This window comes from Streptomyces sp. DI166 (assembly GCF_900091315.1).
Lineage (GTDB): Bacteria > Actinomycetota > Actinomycetes > Streptomycetales > Streptomycetaceae > Streptomyces > Streptomyces fuscus.
Genome location: NZ_FLSP01000006.1, coordinates 31732 through 49012 on the forward strand (window position 1 = coordinate 31732; position 17281 = coordinate 49012).

Sequence of the window (17281 nt, forward strand, 5' to 3'; positions counted from 1 at the left end):
GCCGAGGGTGTCACCCCGAGTTGGACCTCGTAGGTGTCGTCCGGAGGCCGCGCCTGCTCCAGGCCGTCCCTGGTCGTGAACTACTCCTCGGGCTCCCAGGCCCGCAGCAGGTCCAGCAGTTCGGCTTCTCCGTCGACCCGCAGGTCTTCGGCCCGGATGCGGTCGTAGAGGTAGAGCACCAGTTCACTTGCCGTGCCGGTGACGGAGACGCCGCTTGTGTCCGGGTCCTCGGCGGTGCGGGGAAGGCGGGTAACGCGTGCTCCGTTCGCGTCGACCGTGAGGCGCCAGGAGAAGCCCTCCGTGGTGTGGAAGTCGAAGGCGGTGGGTTTGTGGGGCCAGGCGGCCGTCGTCGCGCAGCAGGTGGACAGGAACTCGTCGACACCGTCGAGTGCCACGTCGTCCGGAAGCGGCTGCGGGGCGCCGAGGGCGACCTGAACGTCGTAGGTGTGCACCGTGGTCTCCTGGACCCGGTGCCGGGCGACGCCGGCGGCGTTCTGCGGCGACTGCGACGCAGGCCACCACGTCCAGCAGCCGCCCTCCTGACCCGCCTCGCGCAGAGCATTGAGGAGTGTCCGCGTCGACTCGGCCAGCCATGCCAGCAGGGCCTCGGGCTCGCGCGGCGGGGTCAGGGCCGCCCGCGCGGCGAGGGCCTCGGGCGCCGGGGCATCGGCGGGTCCCGCACCGACCAGGGCGGCCCAGTAGCGGTCGCCTCCGCCCAAGTGCTGCGCCAGGTCGAACAGGGTCCACCCGGGGCAGGTCGGCACTGGTGCGTCCAGGCTGGGGGCGGAGCCGAGCGTCGCGCGGAAGTCGACGGAGCGTTCGTCTATCAGGCGCAGGAGGCCGGAGAACTCAGGTGTCATGGTCACCTAGGGTGCCTATCACCACGTCGCGGCGCATGTACAGCGAGTTTCCCGGCCCGGCCGCCTGATCAGCCAACTGCCGGGAGTTCCCGGGCGAAGCGGCGGACCGCGTCCGTGAAGGCGTCTGGGGCGTCGAAGTTGGCGAGATGCCGCGCTCGCGGGACCAACTCGATACGGGCGTCGGGATGCGCGCGGGCGAACTCCGCCTCGCCGGACCGGAAGGCGGGGTCCCTCTCGCCGTTGAGAATCAGAACAGGGGCTTGTACGAAGCGCATTGAGTCCGCGTCGAAGCGTCCCAGTACCTCGTCCCAGGCTGCGGGCAGGGTGTGGAAGGCGTAGCCGGAACGGATGGTCGCCTCGACAACTTCCGGCGGATAGAGCCGCCGCAGGAACCGGTCGTGCCACTGGGTGAGCCGGTCCGCCGGTATGCGGGGGACCAGTCTTGCGACCCAGCGATAGGGCGTTGCCCAGAGGCCGCGCGTGGAGGCGCTGGCACCGGCGAGGACCAGCCCGCGCAGGCGTTTCGGGTGGCGGCGTGCGAACTCCAGCGAGGCGTATCCGCCGAGTGAGTGCCCGACGACCAGAGCCGGGCCATGGCCGAGCGAGTCCACCGCGGAGGCGATGATCTCGGTCGCGCTGTTCAGGCTCCAGGGTTCGGCCGAACGCTTGGCGTGGCCCGGCAGATCGACGGCGAGAACCGGGAACTCGTCCTGGAGTGCGGCGAGTTGCATGCTCCACTGTCCAGCGCTGAAGCGTGTGCCGTGCACGAACACAATGGGCACTGCGTCCGCTGCCGTCATCAACTCCCCCAAGGATGTGGCGTCCGGCCGACTGTACCAAGCCGGTTGATCATGGTGCCGGGCCTGAATGGTGGCTGGGGCAGCATGGTGAAGTCTGGGCCTTTGACAACTCCGACAACAGGGGAGGGCTCCATCCGATGACCACCCGGCTCGCACATCCTGAGCGCCACGACTGCAACACCGCCTTGACGCCGCACTCCGCGCCGTTCAAGCCCTCCCTCGTCAAAGCGGTGCTGAGGGACGTGACTTGGATGCACGTCTCGCAAGCTGCCGTGTGCGCCGCCGCCTCGGTGACACGGACCGTGCTGACGGAGATCATCGCGGGTGCGAGGAGGGCGGCGGCCGAGGAAGCGCGAAGGAAGCTGATCCCCAGGGACCTTCTCTCGGCGATCGACCGGAACGTCGAGGTCGAGGTGGGGACCAAGTGGTACGACCACAGCCCGACGTTCTGGGGCCTGACCGGTGTCCGGTACGACGCCGATGGCGTCGTCGTGCCGCGCAAGGGCAAGGGGGCGCCCAAACCGAGTGCCTTGGTCGGCGCCCACAGGTTCGAGGCCGGAGTCAAGAAGCTGCTGCGGAGCCAGGGTGTCACTGCTGTCCCTGTCATGGTCCGCGACCTGGACGGAATCGCGAGCGCGTTCCTGACGGACCTTGCCCGGGACGCGGTCATGGTCGTCCGTGAGGGCGGGGTCAAGCGCTTCGGTGCGGTAGCCCTGGCGATGCCGGGTGAGTCGGCCCCACCGCCGCACCTCAAGGATTCGCCGGCTCTCTCCACGCGCAGGGGGGACGGGCGGACCATCGGCAAGGACGACATCCTTGCGGCCACCACGATGCAGTTGTTCGGCGGTGTCAGGGAACGAGCCCTCACCGAGGCACAGGGGGCGACACAGTAGGCCATCCGATGGAGAGCCTCGTGATCGCGGGCGTGCATACCGCGTCCACACCCGGTCCGTGTCGATGATCACTTGAGATGACATGCCGGACGACGGCGATCCGCTCGGAGGCCACATTGAAGCGTTACCGACTCACCTGCTCGCGCGCGTCCCTCAGCGACTCACTCCGCCCGGGCCGCACGGGCTCGTCCGTGATCGCTGCGGCCGCACTGTTCACCCTGGCACTGCCGGGCGTCCCGGCCCACGCGGCCGTGGCCACCTGCTTCGGGGTGCCGGCCACGATCACGGGCGCCGGAACCCTCACCGGCACTCCGGGCAACGACGTCATCGTCGGGTCCCCCGGTGCCGACACGATCGACGGCCGCGGCGGACATGACCTCATCTGCGGACTGGCGGGGGGTGATTCGATCCAGGGAGGCACCGGCAATGATTGGATCGATGCCGGCCCTGGCGACGACATGGTGCGTGGGGACCTCTTCAGCGCGAGTGGCGACGTGGTCGCCAGTGACGGCAACGATGTCCTGCTTCTGGGCGACGGGAACGACCGCGGCACTGGTGACAACGTAGCCGTCAGCGGAAATGCGTCGGGCGCGGGAAATGACCGCATCGAGGGTGGAGCGGGCGACGATCGTCTGGCCGGGGACAACAATTCCTTCATCGGCCGTACGACAGGAGCCGGAAACGACATCCTGAACGGCGGCCCAGGGGTCGACGAGCTGCATGGTGACGGCCAGGCGGGCACCGTCGCCACCGGGGCGGGGAACGACCTCCTGGACTTGGGCGCCGACGGCGGACGGTTCGCCATCGGTGACAACAACCTCCTGACGCGGGGCGGTGTGGCGACCAGTGCGGGCAACGACGTGATCCGAGGTGGCACGGCGGGTGACCTCCTGGTCGGCGACAACTGGGCGGACAACTCCCTTCGGGCCGGTACCGACCAACTCGTTGGCCGTGCCGGAGACGACACGTTGTTCGGGGACAACGTCGACTTCGACCAGGCCATGACCGTGGGCAGCGCGGGCGGGCGGGATCTCCTCTCCGGCGACGCGGGCAGCGATACGCTGCGGGCCGGGCCGGGGAACGACGTGCTCAACGGAGGGCCGGACAGCGACACCTGCGACGGGGAAGCGGGTACAGGTGACCTGGCCCTTGCCTGCGAGGCGGTGACCAGGGTCCCGTAGCGGACCTCAACGTCTCCCGCTCCCAGCCCGGTCGGGACGTCGCCCGTGACTCGATCGAGGTCGCGGACTGAAAAGGCGACGAGGGTAGGATTCGAACCTACGTCCACCCGGAGATCAGAGCCGGGCGCTCCTCCGCAGAGCTTCCTCGTCGCCGATGTGATCATCGCCCAGGGTGAGGCGGAGGGGCAACTCAATTACGGCGCGAGTGCCTGGCCCGTCACAGCCACTCCTGCGCGGCGGCACGCTTGTTCTTGCCCGAGAAGACCCCGGCCGACCGAAGCGCGCTCGCCATGAGGGGGTCTGCCACGGAGACGCCGTGCACCAGTTCGGGTGTCCGTCGGAAGGAGACGGCCTTGGCGGTCGGCCTGGCGGTGGTCCAGGCTCCGGCCACCGGGTCGACCCGGTGCCGGGCACAGACCGATTCCACGAGCGAGCGCGGACACTCCTTCTCACCGCGGAGCACTTCCCAGGGCAGCGGAAGCTCCGCCCACACGTAGGTGTCGGGGTGCAGCCCGCCCCCGCTCATGCGGTGCCAGTACGCGACATCGGAGGCCATGAGACGCGGAACCTTGCCGGGACAGAAGCGGTCCAGGATCTCGTGCTGCCCCAACTCCTCTATCAGCGCGAACCAATGGGCCCGAGCCGTGTTCCACGCCTGCGCGGCCTGATTCCACGTCGACGAGTCGTCACCGCGGCGCACGATCATCGTGTCGCGTTCCAACGGGTGCCGGTTCCAGGCGTCTTCCAGCAGCTCGGCGACCTGACGCAGGACACCGTTCCAGCGCACCAGCAGCCGCGCGAGGTCCTCGTCGGAGACATGGGCCAGCACTTCGGCCTTCGGGTACACATGCGCGACCGCGTACCAGCAGGCCCGCCCGGGGGCGTCCCGCAACCGCTGGAGCAAGGCCTCGGCGACCTCGTCGTACACCTGACGCTGGCTGCCGTTGGTGAAGACGCTGCGCATGTAACCGCGGGCGGTGATGTAGGCGATGAACGCTGCCGAGTCGGTGTCGGTGGCGAACAGCTCGTACGACAGGGCGTGTGCCAGGGCGCCCTTGCCGGTCATGGTGACTTCGCGGCGGTGCTGTTCGTGAATGACCCGCGCCAGCTTGGCCTCCATCCGGCGGAGCAGCCGGAAACGCTTGTTGTACTGGCGCTTGGACATCTCGCCGATGCCCGCCGCCGTGCGCTCGGCGCGGTTGAGGCGGTCCAGGCCGAAGTCGTTCTGCCCGTACGACCGGCGGATCTCCTCGCCCGCACGCCGGATGACCGCTTCTATGCGGGCGGGGTCGTCGCCGGCGTCGGCGGGGAGTTCCGGCAGGCTCGTGAACAGGCTCTTCGCCCGGGCGAGTTGACGCTGGGCGCCGACGGGACGGGCGAAGTCCTCCAGCATGGAGGTGTAGCCGTGCCAGAGGTTGCGCAACGAGTGCTCGGCGGCCTTGGCGAGCGCTTCCTCGGTGGCGGGATCGAGGTCGGTGCCCTGTGCGGCGTACAAGTCCTGGATGAGGCGGGCGACATCCTCAGGGCGCTTGCGCTGACTGAGTGAGGCGTGCAGGTCACGGAGCAGTTGTTCGGCCGAGGGCGACAGCATGAGCGTCACCTTGTCATCAGCTCGGCGAGTGCTCCACCGGATATTCGCCCGCCCGCTCTGGAGGGCCGGAACCGGCGGGAGACTCAGCCCGACTTGCTGGCCAGGTCAGCCAGGAACCGCGGTACCCGCCCGGCCCCGAAGTCGTAGAACCGCGCCCACCGAGGCTCCACCGCGAGACGCGCCATACGGTCGTACAGGGCCCGGCAGTTCCGCTCGAACTCGGCCGCGTACTCGGCGTCGAAGTTCTTGCGCGCGGCCGCGAGGTACTCCGGCACGACCCCGTCGACGACGGTCAGGTGCACCACCCCGCGCACGGACAGCGCCCTGGCCGAGCCCGGGCCGTCGCCGGCCTCGATGGTCAGCGCGACCTCGGGCCGGGCGGTCAGCGCCTTCACCTTGGGCGCCGTGGCCGCGGTGGACATGACGATCTCCTCGCCGGTCCAGAAGATGCCGATCGGCACGACCCGAGGCAACCCGTCGGGGCCGATGTACGCCAGCCGCGCCATCGACGCCTGCTCCAGCAGCTCACGGGCATCGGCCAGCTCCTGCTCGATCTGCTCCCGGTCCATGATGTTCGTCCTCCCGCGTCACACGGCCCTCGGGGCCGCTCACGCCCCTGGGACGGAGCCGTCGTCCCGTTCTCGACATTCCGGCCGCGCCGGTGGGGGACGGGCCCCGCGTCGAAGGGGTGAGCCGAGGGGGTGTGCGCCAGAATGAACCTTCTGCGTGCCGTATGCATCTTTAAGTGCGTCATCAATGGATCATCGATATGTCGTCAATGCGGCCTCGCGGCAGTGCCAGGCCGTTGACCTGCGGTTGAAGAGGAGAAACGAATGAGCGGGGCCCTGCCCGGCGAGGAAACGTGCGAGCTCGATCCGATCACCTGGGACGCGCTCGTCGAGGCGATGCGCGAGCACGGCGTGACGCACGACGTCATGGGCAAGGTGTGTCACGACGCGCTGCGCGTGATCAATGCCACCCCGGTCGCCGAGCGGGACAGGCTCAACGCCGAGGCCGAGGAGAACTTCGCCAAGCGGCAGGCGGGGCTGCTCCACCCTCCCGCGTGATCGTTCTCCCGGCCCGGCTGCCGACGCCTACAGCGGGATCCACTCGCTGGACGTGGTGACCTCGTCCAGTACGTCCGGCAGCGGCTCGGTGCCGAGACCGGGGCCCGTGGGAACGTCGAGGTGGCCGTCGGCCAGGACGAACGGCTCGGTGATGTCGGTGGCGAAGTAGCGGCGGGAGCCGGAGGTGTCGCCGGGGAGGGTGAAGCCGGGCAGGGCGGCGAGGGCGACGTTGGCGGCGCGGCCGATGCCGGTCTCCAGCATGCCGCCGCACCACACCGGGATGCCGTGGGCGCGGGCGAGGTCGTGGATGCGGCGGGCTTCGAGGTAGCCGCCGACCCGGGCGGGCTTGATGTTGATGACGGAGCAGGCGCCCAGCGAGATGGCCGCGGCGGCATGGGCGGCGGACTCGATGGACTCGTCCAGGCAGATCGGGGTGCGTAGCAGCTTGGCGAGCTGGGCGTGCTGGACCATGTCGTCGTTGGCCAGCGGCTGTTCGATCAGCAGGAGGCCGAAGTCGTCGAGCTTGGCGAGCTGTTGGGCGTCCACCAGGGTGTACGCGGCGTTGGCGTCGACCTGGAGCAGCAGGTCGTCACCGAAGCGCTCGCGTACGGCGCGTACCGGCTCCACGTCCCAGCCGGGCTCGATCTTCAGCTTGATCCGGACGTAGCCCTCGGTGATGTACCCCTCCACCGCGTCCAGGAGTTGGGGGATCGAGTCCATGATGCCCACCGACACACCGCACGGGACACGGTCGCGGGCGGCGCCGAGGTAGGCGCCGAAGGACTCACCGGCACTGCGCAGTTGGGCATCGAGTACCGCCGTCTCCAGCGCCGACTTCGCCATGTGGTGGCCGGTGAAGGGCTCCAGGACCCGCCCCACCGCGTTCGCGTCCACGCCGTCCTTCGGCAGCGCGGGGATGAGGAACCTGCGCAGGACGTCCTGTGCGCCGTCGACGTACTCGGAGCAGTAGCGGGGCTCGGACATGGCCGCGCACTCGGCCCAGCCCTCCCCGTCGGCGGTGACGACACGGACCAGCAGGACGTCGCGGCTGGTCTCCACGCCGAAGGAGGTGCGGAACGGGGCGACGAGCGGCATCGCGATACGGCGCAGTTCGACGCCGGAGATCTTGGTCTTCACGAGGGTTCCTTCGCGGGTGTCGGTTCGCGGGGTGTCGGGTTCGCCGGGTGTCAGTCAGGAGTGGGTCGCGGGGCGCCGGACGACGTAGCGGCGGCGCTCGTGGAGTCCGACGACGCGGGCGCCCTCGGTCAGCAGGCCGCCCAGGGTCTGCCGCAGGGCCAGCCGCCAGGCGCGGGCGGCGCTCGGGTCGGTGCGGCGCAGGGCCTCGATGTCGTCGGGGAGGTCGATGAGCACGGTCCCGGCGTCGGTCGTCCCCGTCACCGGGCGGCCTTCATGGTCCCGCAGGACGTGGACGGCGTCGGCGGGCAGCTCGAACAGCTCGGGCGGTGCCGGCACGGTGAGGTCCCAGGCGGCCAGGACGCGGTCGGAGTCGTCGCCGCCGTTGATCGCGTCGTCCATGGCGCCGTAGAAGGACACCAGGTACTCCTCGGGGCGCGCGCCGAGCTTGACCAGGTTGAAGTAGGCGTTGCGGCGGATGAGGGGGTCGTAGGTCCAGGTGATGCGCTTCAGCCCGCGGTCGAGGGCCCACTGCCGCTGGTGCAGCTTGAGGGCGAGGCCTGCGCCGCGCCCCGGGACGGCGCCGGTGATGTGGGAGTGCAGGCTCACTCCGACGGGTTCGCCGAGGAAGGCGACGGAGGCCCCTACGAGGCGGCCGTCGTCGTAGGCCCCGGCGACGTAGTTGCCGGCGTGGGCGAGGGCTCGCATCAGCTCGGCGGAGACGGGCGGGTTTGTCGGTTCGGTGCCCCATATCCCGGCGTAGAGGACGGCGGCGGTGTCGAAGTCCTCCATGGTGTGCAGTTCGCGGACGCGGGGCGCGGTCATCGCAGTGCTCCGAGGAGGTGGGCCAGGAGGCGGGCGCGGGCGGGCATTTCGGCGGTGATGACGTGTTCGTGGTCCGCGTGCGCGCCGTCGCCGACCGCGCCGAGGCCGTCGAGGGTGGGGCAGCCGACCCCGGCGGTGTAGTTGCCGTCGGAGGCGCCGCCGACGGCCGTCTGCCGCAGTGGGCCGAGGCCGAGCCGTTCGGCCTGCTCCGAGGCGAGGGCGAACAGTTGCCGGGAGGCGTCGGGGGCGAGCGGCGGACGGTTGGGGCCGCCGTCGATGTGGAGCGTGGCGCCCGGGAGTTGGGGCTGCAGCGTCCTGATGCGCTGGTCGACCGCCTCCTGCGCGGCCGGTGTGGTCACGCGGACGTCCACGTTCAACTCGGCGCGTGAGGGGACGGTGTTCGTGGCCGTCCCGGCCGACACCAGTGTCGGGGTGACGGTGGTGCCCATGCCGACGGAGGTGGCCATGGTCTGCAACGCCAGTATCTGGTGGGCGAGTTCGGTGGCCGCGTTGACGCCCCTCTCCGGTTCCAGGCCCGCGTGGGCGGCACGGCCGTGCACGGTGATGTCGTACAGGGACACGCCCTTGCGGCTGGTCTTGAGGGCGCCGCCTGGTGCCGAGGGCTCCAGGACGAGGGTGGCCGAACAGGTGCGGGCGATGTCCTCGATGAGCGCGCGGGAGGTGTCCGAGCCGGTCTCCTCGTCACCGGTGACCAGGACGCACAGGCCGTCGAGGGAGGGGAGCGAGGCGAGGGCGTGGAACATCTGCACCAGGCCCGCCTTCATGTCGAAGACCCCGGGGCCGCGGGCGACACCGCCCTCGACCGACCAGGGATGCGTGGTGAGGGAGCCGATCGGCCAGACGGTGTCGTGGTGGCCGAGCAGCAGGACGCGCGGCGTGCCGAAGGTCCACTGGACGTGGGTGACGCCCCCGATGTCCAGCAGCCGGGGCCGGGCGCCGAGCAGACGGCTGCCCTGCTCCGCGACCACCTGGGCGCTGCGGGCGACGGCCGCGTAGTCGGCGGAGAAGGACTCGCAGGTCACCAGTTCTTCGAGGTCGGCGAGCATGGCGTCGACAGTGGCCGGGTCCGCGGGAGCGGAGAGTGCTTCGGTCACGGAAGGTTCCTCCTGGGTGGGATGACCGCCACGCTAGGTATGCGGACCCCGGCCGAGTTGGTCGAACGGTGACAACATCGGCGCCCCCATTCGTACCGTGCTCCCAACCGTCCGCAAGCCATGTCCTCCTGCTTGAATGCGGGAGTGATCGAACTCGCGATGTGTGTGGCCGCCGCCGGCCTCGTCGGATGGCTGGTGCGCCGGAAGCGGCAGCAGAGGTCCACCGCGACAGCCGCCGGGGAACCGGCCGGGCTGCCCTGCATGCTGCGGTGGTCCGCTCAGGGAGCGCGCTGGAGGCCGGGACGCCTGCTGATCGGAGAGGCGGGTCCGCTGGTCTGGCAGCCTTCCTGGGGTAAGCGGGAGGCCGCCCTGCCTGCCGGTCTGCGGCAGACAGGGCTGCGCTCGCCCACGATGCGCGAGGCGATGGGCCTGAACCCGAGGTCCCGGATCGTGGAATGCGAGTCGTCCGAGGGGGAGGTCCTGGTCGCGGTCATGCCGGAGGACCTGGACGAGCTGATCAAGGCGTTGGAGCGTGCATAACCCTCGCCTCGAAACAGGCGCCTACCCCATGGCCGTGCCCATCAGGCGCCGCGTGTTCCCGCCGAGGATCTTCAGGATGTCCTCCTCGGGCAGGCCCCGGCGGACCAGTGCCTCGGTGACCAGCGGCATCCCGGCCGGGCCCTCCAGACCGGGGAAGTCGAACAGGAAGTCGGGGTCCTCGCAGCAGGGCGGGGTGACGTCGTGCAGGACCTCGCGAACGAAGTCCGACCCCAGGCCGACGTGGTCGATCCCGGCCACGGAGACGATGTGCTCGATGTGGTCGACGACCAGGTCGACGCTCACCTTCTCCCGGTCGGCGGTGTCGGTGAGGAAGTCGGGCACGAAGTTCACGCAGACCACGCCACCGGTGGCGGCCACCCCGCGGATCTGGTCGTCGGTGAGGTTGCGGTGGTGGTCGCGCAGGGCGCGGGCACAGGAGTGGGTGGCGATCAGGGGGCGGGTCGCGAGTTCCAGGACATGTGCGACACCGGCGGCGCCGAGGTGGGAGATGTCGAAGAGCATGCCCAGGCGCTCCATCTCGCGCAGCGCCTCCACCCCGGGTGCGGTCAGTCGGCTGCCGGTGGCGTCCTCCCGGCTGCCGTCGGCGAGCGGGGTGCGGCCCCAGTGGGCTATGGACGCGATACGCACACCGAGCCGGAAGACGGTGGAGAACAGTTCCACGGAGGCGTCGATGCCCGGTGCGCTCTCCAGCGCCAGCACGAGGGCGATACGGCCCTCGGTGAGTGCGGTGTCGATGTCGGCGCCGTTCAGGCACAGGGCGACCTGGTCGGGGTTGGCCTCGGCGAGCTCATGCGCGCACTCGATCATGCGCAGGGTCTGCCGCAGCGCGCCTTCGGGACGGTACTGGTCGTCGATGAACACCGGCAGCACCTGGATGTCGATACCGCCCTCGCGCAGCTGGGGCAGCCAGCGGTCCCGGAAGAACCCGCCCCAGCGCCGCGGCGGGCGCGCGGCGACGGCCATCAGCAGGTCGTTGTGGGCGTCGGCGACGACAGCACGGCGGTGCAGGTCCAGGGGCACGGCGGGAGCCTTTCTTCTCGGGCGGGACACTTCTCAGCCGGCGCCCTGATACTCACTGAGTCTGCGCCGCCGCCGGTAGGTCAACAGCGTGGCGACGACGAACACGAGGGGAAGGTCCACTCCCATGGCCATCCAGGGGGTGAACACCGCCTCCAGCACTCCGGGCAGGTCGGTGAGCAGGGCGACGATCATCAGCACGATCAGTACGAAGGCGCCCTCCCTCGGCAACGACGTCCCGACGCCCATACGCCTCCCACTCCCGGCCCAACGGCCAACCCCGGCACAGGCGTTCACTGCTCAAGCGGGTGCTCATTCTGGCAGCGGTACGGTACGCGGGCCAGAGGGTCGCCTCGACCGGCAGTGGGGGTCCAGGGCAACGGCGGGAGCCTTCGGCGGGGGGTCTACGCACTCGGCTCACTCGGCGCTGGACCTGTCGGCGATGGTGATCAGCCGTAGCTGCACCATCGCGGCGAACCGGGCGGACGGGTCCTGAAGGTCGATCCGCCCCACCTCGGCGACCCTGCGCAGCCGGTACCGAAAGGTGTTGGGGTGGACGTACACACTGGCCGAGGCCGCGATCACGTCGCCGAAGGCGTCCAGCCAGGCCCTCAGTGTCTCCACGAGGTGCGCGTTGTGCTGGGCGTCGTAGGCGGCGAGCAGGGCGAGCGGGCCGGAGAGTTCGTCGCGGTTGGCGATGGCCAGATCCCGCATCTCCAGCATGAGGGCGTCGACGTACACCTCGGAGATCGGGGCGACACGCTGGGAGGACCGGCCGCTGAGCAGCACGCGCAGCGCGCGGTCGGCGTTGGTGCGTGAGCGCGGGAGGGCCGCCGGTTCCTGGGCCACCGAGCCGATCCCGATGACGGCGCCGATGCGCTCGCCGGTGCGCTGGAGGAAGTTCGACGCCACGTGGGCGGCGCGTTCCCGCGCGTGCGCGGTGTCGCCCGACACCGGCAGGAGGGCGTAGATCGTGTCGCCGAGCAGGGCCACGGCGGAGCGCGGCTGCACGGCGGTGAGATGGACGGCCAGGGCACCGGCCAGTCGCTGGCGCTCGGCAGCGATGTGGGCGCGGTCCTCGTCGTGGTCGGGCACCAGGCCCATGGCCATGACCAGCGTGGGCTCGTCGACCAGATCCAGGCGGCCCAGCGCCTCGACGGCCCCCGCGCCTCCCTCCAGCACGGTCGTGACGAGACCGGCTCGCAGCCGGTTCTCGGCGTCGGCGCCGGCCCGGAAACGCAGCATGTGCAGCGCCACGAGCTTGGCCGACTCCAGGAACGCCTCCTCCCGCTCGGGGGTGAGCGGTCTGCGTACCGCCGCCCAGACCGAACCGAGGAACTCGTCCCCGGCGCGCACGGCGACCGCGACCCTGGGCAGCGCGTCGGCGTCCTCGGTCTTCGCCGCGGGGACGTGCACCAGACCGTCACTGAGGTACAGCTCCCGGAAGACGCCGTCCTCCTCATGGATGCGCAGGTAACGCTCCGGAACCTGTCGGGCCAGGATGGTCTCCACGCGCGAGGAGTCCGCCTCGTCCTGCCTCCCCGAGAAGGCGAGCACCCTCGACCGCCGGTCCTCGATGGTGACGGGTGCGTCCAGCAGGGTGGCGATCGCGTTCGCCAGGGCGAACAGGTCACCGGACGGAACCCCGCCCAGCGTGTGCGCCCCGGCGTCGCCGACGTCCTCTTCGGAGAGCAGCGTGCGCAGCATCGCCGCCAGCTGCGCCCAGGACGCGCCGCGGGTCAGGGCCAGCAGGGCGACGCCGGTCTCGGTGACGACCGGCTCCAGCGCGTCCGCGTCCTCGACGGGGGCCCGCACCACCAGTGCCGTGGCCTTCTTGCCCTGGAGGCTGCGCAGCAGGCCGGCGATGTCCTCGGTGCCGTGCACGCCCACGCCGAGCACGATGGCCTGCGCCGGGTAGTGCTGCTCGTCGTACGGATCATGGATGCCGACGCCACCGATCTCGCGTGCGGCGAGCGCGTCGCCGTGCACCAGGTCGAGAAGGGTGGAACCGAGATCCTCCAGCACGCGGCTGAGGCTCCCGGCGGGGTACGTCGACATGTGCCTGATCATCTCCGCAGGTTAGGCACGAGGGCAGACCCGGACCTCGTTCCAGGGTACGAGCCTGTGCCGGTGTGTTCGTCGGGCGGAACGAACGGAGGTGGCGTGCCCGGGGACAGACGGGCCACGTAAGATCGTTCCCAGGGGTGGTGGCATGGCCATGAAGGGCTACCGGTGGTGTGCGGGGATCGCGGCGCTGTGGCTGCTGACGGCGTGCGGGGGAGGCGGGGACAGTGGCGAGGTCACGGCGCTGACGAAGAAGCAGGCGCAGCAGGCGCTGCCGGACAAGCAGGCCATGGCGGGTTGGCGCGAGCAAGCGGAGCCTCTCGCCATCAAGATGGAGAAGATCCACCGTGAGCAGGCGTGCCCGTCGAAGGGCAACGCCGGCTGCGAGAAAGCCCGTTACTACGGCACGTCCACATTCCGGCGCGACGAGAAGCCGACCGACGTCACCTTCTTGATCATCACGTACGACAGTGAGGAGTCGGCCCGGAAGGCGTACGACGTGCTCTGGGACGGCTACTACGGCGACCGGGCCGGGCCGGAGGCGAGGACGTTCGACATCGGTCCGGTCGGTGACGAGCGGGACGCCAGGTTCGGTAGCGCCGGTTTCAAGGGCGAGCCCGGAGCGGTGGCCCAGGCGCGGGTCGGCTCGGTGGTGCTGTGGACGCTCGCGGCCGGCCTGGCCAAGGGCACCCTTGAGGAGGACGAGGTCCGGGACCTGACCGAAGTGTTCGTGGAGCGGGCTCAGCAGGCGCACGACGGGAAGACGCCGTCGGCCGCGCTGGGCGACTGACCGACGGCGCTGTCCGTGCAGTCGCGTATCGCGGCACGAACTGTTCAGTGGGGCGGCCCCGGTGCGAGGACCGCCCCTCCCGCGTCCGCCCCGTCAGCTCACGCCGGCGTCACCTCCACCGGCAGGCGCTTGATGCCGTTGACGAAGTTGGAGCGCACCCGCGGTACGTCGCCCACGAGGCGGATGTCGGCCAGCCTGGGGATCAGCTCCTCGAACATGATGCGGATCTCGGTGCGGGCCAGCAGGTTGCCCAGGCACAGGTGGGGGCTGCCCTTGCCGAAGGTGATGTGGTCGTTGTTCTCGCGGGTGACGTCGAAGTCGTAGGGGTTGCCGAAGACTTCCTCGTCGCGGTTGCCGGAGGCGAACCACATGACGACCTTGTCGCCCTCCTTCACCTTCTTGCCGCCGAGTTCGACGTCACGGGTCGCGGTGCGGCGGAAGTGGTAGACGGGGGAGGCCCAGCGCAGGAACTCCTCGACCGCCGTGGGGATGAGGGACGGGTCGTCCTTAAGGCGGGCGAGCTGGTCCGGGTGCTGGAGGAGGGCCAGCATGGAGTGGGTGATGGTGTGCCGGGTGGTCTCGTTGCCGGCGACGACGAGGAGCAGGAAGTAGTTGTCGAAGTCCTGCGCGGAGAGCGGGACTCCGTCGCGCGGGGTCTCGTTGACCAGCCGCGAGATCAGGTCGCTGCCGTTGCCGCCGCGCCGCTGCCGGGCCAGTTCCCGCCCGTACGCGAAGACCTCCAGTGAGGCGGGGGAGCGGAAGGGCAGGTCGCGGTACTTCTCGCTCTCCTCGCTGTGCAGCAGGACATCGGCGTAGTCGGGGTCGGTGTTGCCGATGATCCGGTTGCCCCAGTCGATGAGCTGCTGGTTGTCCTCCGGCGGCACGTCCAGCAGCCGGGCGAGCACGTTGATGGGGAAGTCGGCGGAGACTTCCTTGACGAAGTCGAAGGTGCCCATGGCCAGGGCGGCGTCGAGGGTGGTGGCGGTGAGGCCGCGCAGGAAGTCGGCGTAGCTGTTGATGACGCTCGCGCCGAACTGCCGCTGGAGCAGGCTGCGCAGGGCCCGGTGCCGGACGCCGTCCAGTTCCAGGATGGAGGCGCGCTTCTTGATCTGGTCGTCGTCGAGCTCTTCGAGGTTGACGAACTTCGAGGAGGTGAAGGTCTCGGCGTCGCGGTCGACGCGGGCGATGTCGGCGTGCCGGGTCACCGCCCAGAAGCCGGAGTTGGGGGCGTCCTCCTCCTGCCAGTGGACGGGGTCCTCGTGCCGAAGGGTGTGGAACATGCGCCACGGGGTGACGCCGTCGGTGAAGTTGTCGAGGTTGGCGAGGTCGACGTCGGCCAGCGGCAGCGGCTCGCGCACGGCCTCGGTGACGGACTGGGCGGGGGTGCTGGTGGTCATGCGGTGTGTGCTCCTCGGCGGTGCGTACGGGGGCCGGTGCTCAGAGGTGGTAGGCGTACTCGGTGAACTCCCAGTCGGTGACGTGCCGTTGGAAGCGCTCGACCTCGTCGCGCTTGTAGGCGAGGTAGGAGGAGGTGAAGTCCTTGCCGAGCACCTCGGTCAGCGCCGTGTCGGCCTCCAGGGCGTCGAGCGCGGCGGGCAGGGACATCGGCAGCAGGGGTGACTTGGTGGTGTCGTAGCCGTAGCCCTCCAGCGGGGCGGGGGGCTCCTCGCCGGCCAGCACTCCCAGCAGGGCGGCCGCGATGGTGCCCGCGACCAGCAGGTACGGATTCGCGCTGGCGTCGCCGAGACGCAGTTCCAGGCGGGCGGCAGCGCCGCGCTCCGGCGGTATGCGGACCATGGCGCTGCGGTTGTCCAGGCCCCAGTCGACCAGCCAGGGGGCGAGGGTGTCGGGACCGAAGCGCTTGTAGGAGTTGACGGTCGGGTTGGCAAGCGCGGCCAGTGCGGGGGCGTGGGCGAGGATGCCGGCCACGGCGTGGCGTCCGGCGGTGGACAGGCCGTAGGGGGCGGACGGGTCGTCGAAGGCGTTGGCGCCCCGGTCGTCCGTACAGGAGAGGTGCAGGTGGAAGCCGGAGCCGCCCGCGCCGTTGAAGGGTTTGGCCATGAAGGTGGCCAGGCGGCCTTCCTTGCGGGCGAGTTCCTTCACGGCCGACTTGAAGCGGAAAGCGCGGTCCGCGGCGGTCATGGCGTCGCAGTGGGTCAGGTTGATCTCGAACTGCGAGCCGTCGAACTCGTGGTTGCCGCTGCTGACGCCGATGTTCATGGCGTGCAGCTGACGCAGGGTGCGCAGCAGGTGGTTGTCGTCGTCGGCGCGCAGGCCCGCGGTGTAGACGACGCCCTGGATGTCGCTGTACTTGCGCCAGCCGGTCGGGGCGCCGGGGTCGGCGTCGCACAGGAAGTATTCGAGTTCGGGTCCGACGACGGGGTTGAGTCCGTGCTCGGCGCACCGGTCGAGGACGGCGCGCAGCAGGTCGCGCGGGGATTCCGGGGCGGGCCGCCCGGTGGCCGGGTCGGTCACGTCGCCCAGGCAGGTGGCGACGCCCGGTTCCCACGGCAGGGCAGTGAGGGTGTCGAGGTCGGGGCGTACGCAGATGTCGGGCAGGCCCGCGTCCAGCCCGCCGGTGACGGGGACGACGTCGCCCTGCGGGGTGGTGTGGTAGACGGCGCGGCAGAAGGCGAGGCCGTGGTCGCAGGCCGAGGGCAGATGGTCCAGCAGGACGTCCCGGGCCCGCTCGGTGCCGATGAGGTCGGGATAGGTCACCCGGACCACGTCGATGCCCTCGGCGGCCAGCCGTTCCATGTGCCGGCGGACGGGTGGGGTGTCGGATGCGCTCACCGGTGTCTCCTCTGGGGAAGGGGGCGCCTTGCAGACTCGGGGCTCAGGGCGCTTCGGAGAAAGCAGGGGGAGAAAGCAGGGGGAGAAAGCAGGGGGAGAAAGCAGGGGGAGAAAGCGAAGGATGAGGGCGGCCGTGCACCGCGGGACCACGGCAGGCCGCTCTGTTTGGTGCCAAACGGTAAGGACGCCGGTTGCCTCGCCGCAAGGGGGCTGAAGCGAAAATTTATCCATGTGGATAGCTATTGACCAGGGGTCTGCGGCTTCCTATGTTGTTTGAAGCCAAACGAGTTGGGGTGCGGTGTTCACCGCGCCCTTTGGCCGGGGCCCGGCCGGTCGCTGGACCGGGCCCCTTTCTTCCCTCTCCCCGACGCCCCTGCTCAGCCCCAGGAGGACCGGCCATGAAGGTCGTCGTCGACATGAACAAGTGCCAGGACCACGGCCAGTGCGTCTTCGCCGCCCCCGATGTCTTCAGCTTCGACGACGCCGGCCGACTGGCCTACGTCGCCGACCCCGACGACGCGCTGCGCGACGAGGTCGAGGAGGCCGCCGACGTCTGCCCGCTCCAGGCCATCCGGATCGAGGACTGAGCC

General features: G+C 70.3%; 18 protein-coding genes and 1 tRNA gene. 6 read left to right on the forward strand and 13 right to left on the reverse strand.

Annotated features, from left to right (window positions below):
- Positions 1 to 80: 80 nt before the first annotated feature.
- Positions 81 to 860, reverse strand: coding sequence for a maleylpyruvate isomerase family mycothiol-dependent enzyme (locus GA0115233_RS04615; protein ID WP_093718776.1), 780 nt, complete (start codon positions 858 to 860; stop codon positions 81 to 83).
- 68 nt (positions 861 to 928) lie between these two features.
- Complete coding sequence (locus GA0115233_RS04620) at positions 929 to 1660, reverse strand: alpha/beta fold hydrolase (RefSeq protein ID WP_093718777.1); 732 nt, start codon at positions 1658 to 1660, stop codon at positions 929 to 931.
- A gap of 137 nt (positions 1661 to 1797) precedes the next feature.
- On the opposite strand from GA0115233_RS04620, the gene GA0115233_RS04625 reads away from it, so the two are divergent.
- Complete coding sequence (locus tag GA0115233_RS04625) at positions 1798 to 2553, forward strand: hypothetical protein (protein ID WP_093718778.1); 756 nt, start codon at positions 1798 to 1800, stop codon at positions 2551 to 2553.
- A 251-nt stretch (positions 2554 to 2804) separates the two neighbouring features.
- Positions 2805 to 3734 carry a calcium-binding protein gene (locus GA0115233_RS42205; RefSeq protein ID WP_176711642.1) on the forward strand — a complete coding sequence of 310 codons (930 nt, stop codon included), beginning with the start codon at positions 2805 to 2807 and terminating at the stop codon, positions 3732 to 3734.
- A 76-nt stretch (positions 3735 to 3810) separates the two neighbouring features.
- On the opposite strand, the gene GA0115233_RS04635 is transcribed toward GA0115233_RS42205, so the two are convergent.
- The 3 genes from GA0115233_RS04635 to GA0115233_RS04645 all read right to left on the reverse strand — a co-directional run bounded on the left by GA0115233_RS04635 (position 3811) and on the right by GA0115233_RS04645 (position 5894).
- Positions 3811 to 3884 (reverse strand) — tRNA-Gln (locus GA0115233_RS04635).
- Positions 3885 to 3951: 67 nt separating this feature from the next.
- Positions 3952 to 5325, reverse strand: a complete 1374-nt coding sequence (locus tag GA0115233_RS04640; protein WP_093718780.1) for a hypothetical protein — start codon at positions 5323 to 5325, stop codon at positions 3952 to 3954.
- A gap of 83 nt (positions 5326 to 5408) precedes the next feature.
- The gene (locus GA0115233_RS04645) at positions 5409 to 5894 is read right to left on the reverse strand and encodes a pyridoxamine 5'-phosphate oxidase family protein (protein ID WP_093718781.1); all 486 of its coding nucleotides are present in this window, start codon (positions 5892 to 5894) and stop codon (positions 5409 to 5411) included.
- Positions 5895 to 6158: 264 nt separating this feature from the next.
- Between GA0115233_RS04645 and GA0115233_RS04650 the strand changes: the two genes are divergently transcribed.
- Positions 6159 to 6392, forward strand: a complete 234-nt coding sequence (locus tag GA0115233_RS04650) for a hypothetical protein (RefSeq protein ID WP_093718782.1) — start codon at positions 6159 to 6161, stop codon at positions 6390 to 6392.
- 27 nt (positions 6393 to 6419) lie between these two features.
- Here the strand turns inward: GA0115233_RS04650 and menC are convergent, their stop codons facing one another.
- The 3 genes from menC to GA0115233_RS04665 are packed head-to-tail and all read right to left on the reverse strand — an operon-like array spanning position 6420 to position 9418.
- Positions 6420 to 7529: an o-succinylbenzoate synthase gene (gene menC, locus GA0115233_RS04655; protein ID WP_093718783.1), complete on the reverse strand. Its 1110-nt coding sequence runs from the start codon at positions 7527 to 7529 to the stop codon at positions 6420 to 6422.
- A 54-nt stretch (positions 7530 to 7583) separates the two neighbouring features.
- Positions 7584 to 8351 carry a GNAT family N-acetyltransferase gene (locus GA0115233_RS04660; protein WP_093718784.1) on the reverse strand — a complete coding sequence of 256 codons (768 nt, stop codon included), beginning with the start codon at positions 8349 to 8351 and terminating at the stop codon, positions 7584 to 7586.
- Complete coding sequence (locus GA0115233_RS04665; RefSeq protein WP_093718873.1) at positions 8348 to 9418, reverse strand: M20 family metallopeptidase; 1071 nt, start codon at positions 9416 to 9418, stop codon at positions 8348 to 8350. Before GA0115233_RS04665 ends, GA0115233_RS04660 begins: the two co-directional genes overlap by 4 nt.
- A gap of 192 nt (positions 9419 to 9610) precedes the next feature.
- On the opposite strand from GA0115233_RS04665, the gene GA0115233_RS04670 reads away from it, so the two are divergent.
- The gene (locus tag GA0115233_RS04670; RefSeq protein ID WP_250754888.1) at positions 9611 to 10006 is read left to right on the forward strand and encodes a hypothetical protein; all 396 of its coding nucleotides are present in this window, start codon (positions 9611 to 9613) and stop codon (positions 10004 to 10006) included.
- A gap of 21 nt (positions 10007 to 10027) precedes the next feature.
- On the opposite strand, the gene GA0115233_RS04675 is transcribed toward GA0115233_RS04670, so the two are convergent.
- The 3 genes from GA0115233_RS04675 to GA0115233_RS04685 all read right to left on the reverse strand — a co-directional run bounded on the left by GA0115233_RS04675 (position 10028) and on the right by GA0115233_RS04685 (position 13102).
- A complete protein-coding gene (locus GA0115233_RS04675) occupies positions 10028 to 11047 on the reverse strand; it encodes a dipeptidase (RefSeq protein WP_093718785.1) in 1020 nt (339 codons plus the stop codon).
- 33 nt (positions 11048 to 11080) lie between these two features.
- Entirely contained in the window at positions 11081 to 11293 is a 213-nt protein-coding gene (locus GA0115233_RS04680; protein ID WP_093718786.1) for a hypothetical protein, read from the reverse strand.
- A 168-nt stretch (positions 11294 to 11461) separates the two neighbouring features.
- Positions 11462 to 13102 (reverse strand): PucR family transcriptional regulator, encoded by a 1641-nt coding sequence (locus tag GA0115233_RS04685; RefSeq protein ID WP_093718787.1) that lies wholly within the window; start codon positions 13100 to 13102, stop codon positions 11462 to 11464.
- Between the two features lie 154 nt (positions 13103 to 13256).
- On the opposite strand from GA0115233_RS04685, the gene GA0115233_RS04690 reads away from it, so the two are divergent.
- Positions 13257 to 13898, forward strand: a complete 642-nt coding sequence (locus GA0115233_RS04690; RefSeq protein ID WP_093718788.1) for a hypothetical protein — start codon at positions 13257 to 13259, stop codon at positions 13896 to 13898.
- A 98-nt stretch (positions 13899 to 13996) separates the two neighbouring features.
- Here GA0115233_RS04690 and GA0115233_RS04695 read toward each other — a convergent pair whose 3' ends face one another.
- Positions 13997 to 15295, reverse strand: coding sequence for a cytochrome P450 (locus tag GA0115233_RS04695; protein WP_093718789.1), 1299 nt, complete (start codon positions 15293 to 15295; stop codon positions 13997 to 13999).
- Positions 15296 to 15335: 40 nt separating this feature from the next.
- Positions 15336 to 16691: a glutamine synthetase family protein gene (locus GA0115233_RS04700; RefSeq protein WP_093718790.1), complete on the reverse strand. Its 1356-nt coding sequence runs from the start codon at positions 16689 to 16691 to the stop codon at positions 15336 to 15338.
- A 398-nt stretch (positions 16692 to 17089) separates the two neighbouring features.
- Here GA0115233_RS04700 and GA0115233_RS04705 point away from each other — a divergent pair, with 398 nt between their 5' ends.
- Entirely contained in the window at positions 17090 to 17278 is a 189-nt protein-coding gene (locus GA0115233_RS04705; protein ID WP_093718791.1) for a ferredoxin, read from the forward strand.
- Positions 17279 to 17281: the final 3 nt, after the last annotated feature.

Coding starts and splice junctions, on each gene's coding strand:
- GA0115233_RS04695 (WP_093718789.1), bottom strand. CDS start 15,295: ATGACCACCAGCACCCCCGCCCAGTCCGTCACCGAGGCCGTGCGCGAG.
- GA0115233_RS04625 (WP_093718778.1), top strand. CDS start 1,798: ATGACCACCCGGCTCGCACATCCTGAGCGCCACGACTGCAACACCGCC.
- GA0115233_RS04665 (WP_093718873.1), bottom strand. CDS start 9,418: ATGCTCGCCGACCTCGAAGAACTGGTGACCTGCGAGTCCTTCTCCGCC.
- GA0115233_RS04690 (WP_093718788.1), top strand. CDS start 13,257: ATGGCCATGAAGGGCTACCGGTGGTGTGCGGGGATCGCGGCGCTGTGG.
- GA0115233_RS04615 (WP_093718776.1), bottom strand. CDS start 860: ATGACACCTGAGTTCTCCGGCCTCCTGCGCCTGATAGACGAACGCTCC.
- GA0115233_RS04645 (WP_093718781.1), bottom strand. CDS start 5,894: ATGGACCGGGAGCAGATCGAGCAGGAGCTGGCCGATGCCCGTGAGCTG.
- GA0115233_RS04660 (WP_093718784.1), bottom strand. CDS start 8,351: ATGACCGCGCCCCGCGTCCGCGAACTGCACACCATGGAGGACTTCGAC.
- GA0115233_RS04650 (WP_093718782.1), top strand. CDS start 6,159: ATGAGCGGGGCCCTGCCCGGCGAGGAAACGTGCGAGCTCGATCCGATC.
- GA0115233_RS04640 (WP_093718780.1), bottom strand. CDS start 5,325: ATGCTGTCGCCCTCGGCCGAACAACTGCTCCGTGACCTGCACGCCTCA.
- GA0115233_RS04685 (WP_093718787.1), bottom strand. CDS start 13,102: ATGTCGACGTACCCCGCCGGGAGCCTCAGCCGCGTGCTGGAGGATCTC.
- GA0115233_RS04705 (WP_093718791.1), top strand. CDS start 17,090: ATGAAGGTCGTCGTCGACATGAACAAGTGCCAGGACCACGGCCAGTGC.
- GA0115233_RS04620 (WP_093718777.1), bottom strand. CDS start 1,660: ATGACGGCAGCGGACGCAGTGCCCATTGTGTTCGTGCACGGCACACGC.
- GA0115233_RS04680 (WP_093718786.1), bottom strand. CDS start 11,293: ATGGGCGTCGGGACGTCGTTGCCGAGGGAGGGCGCCTTCGTACTGATC.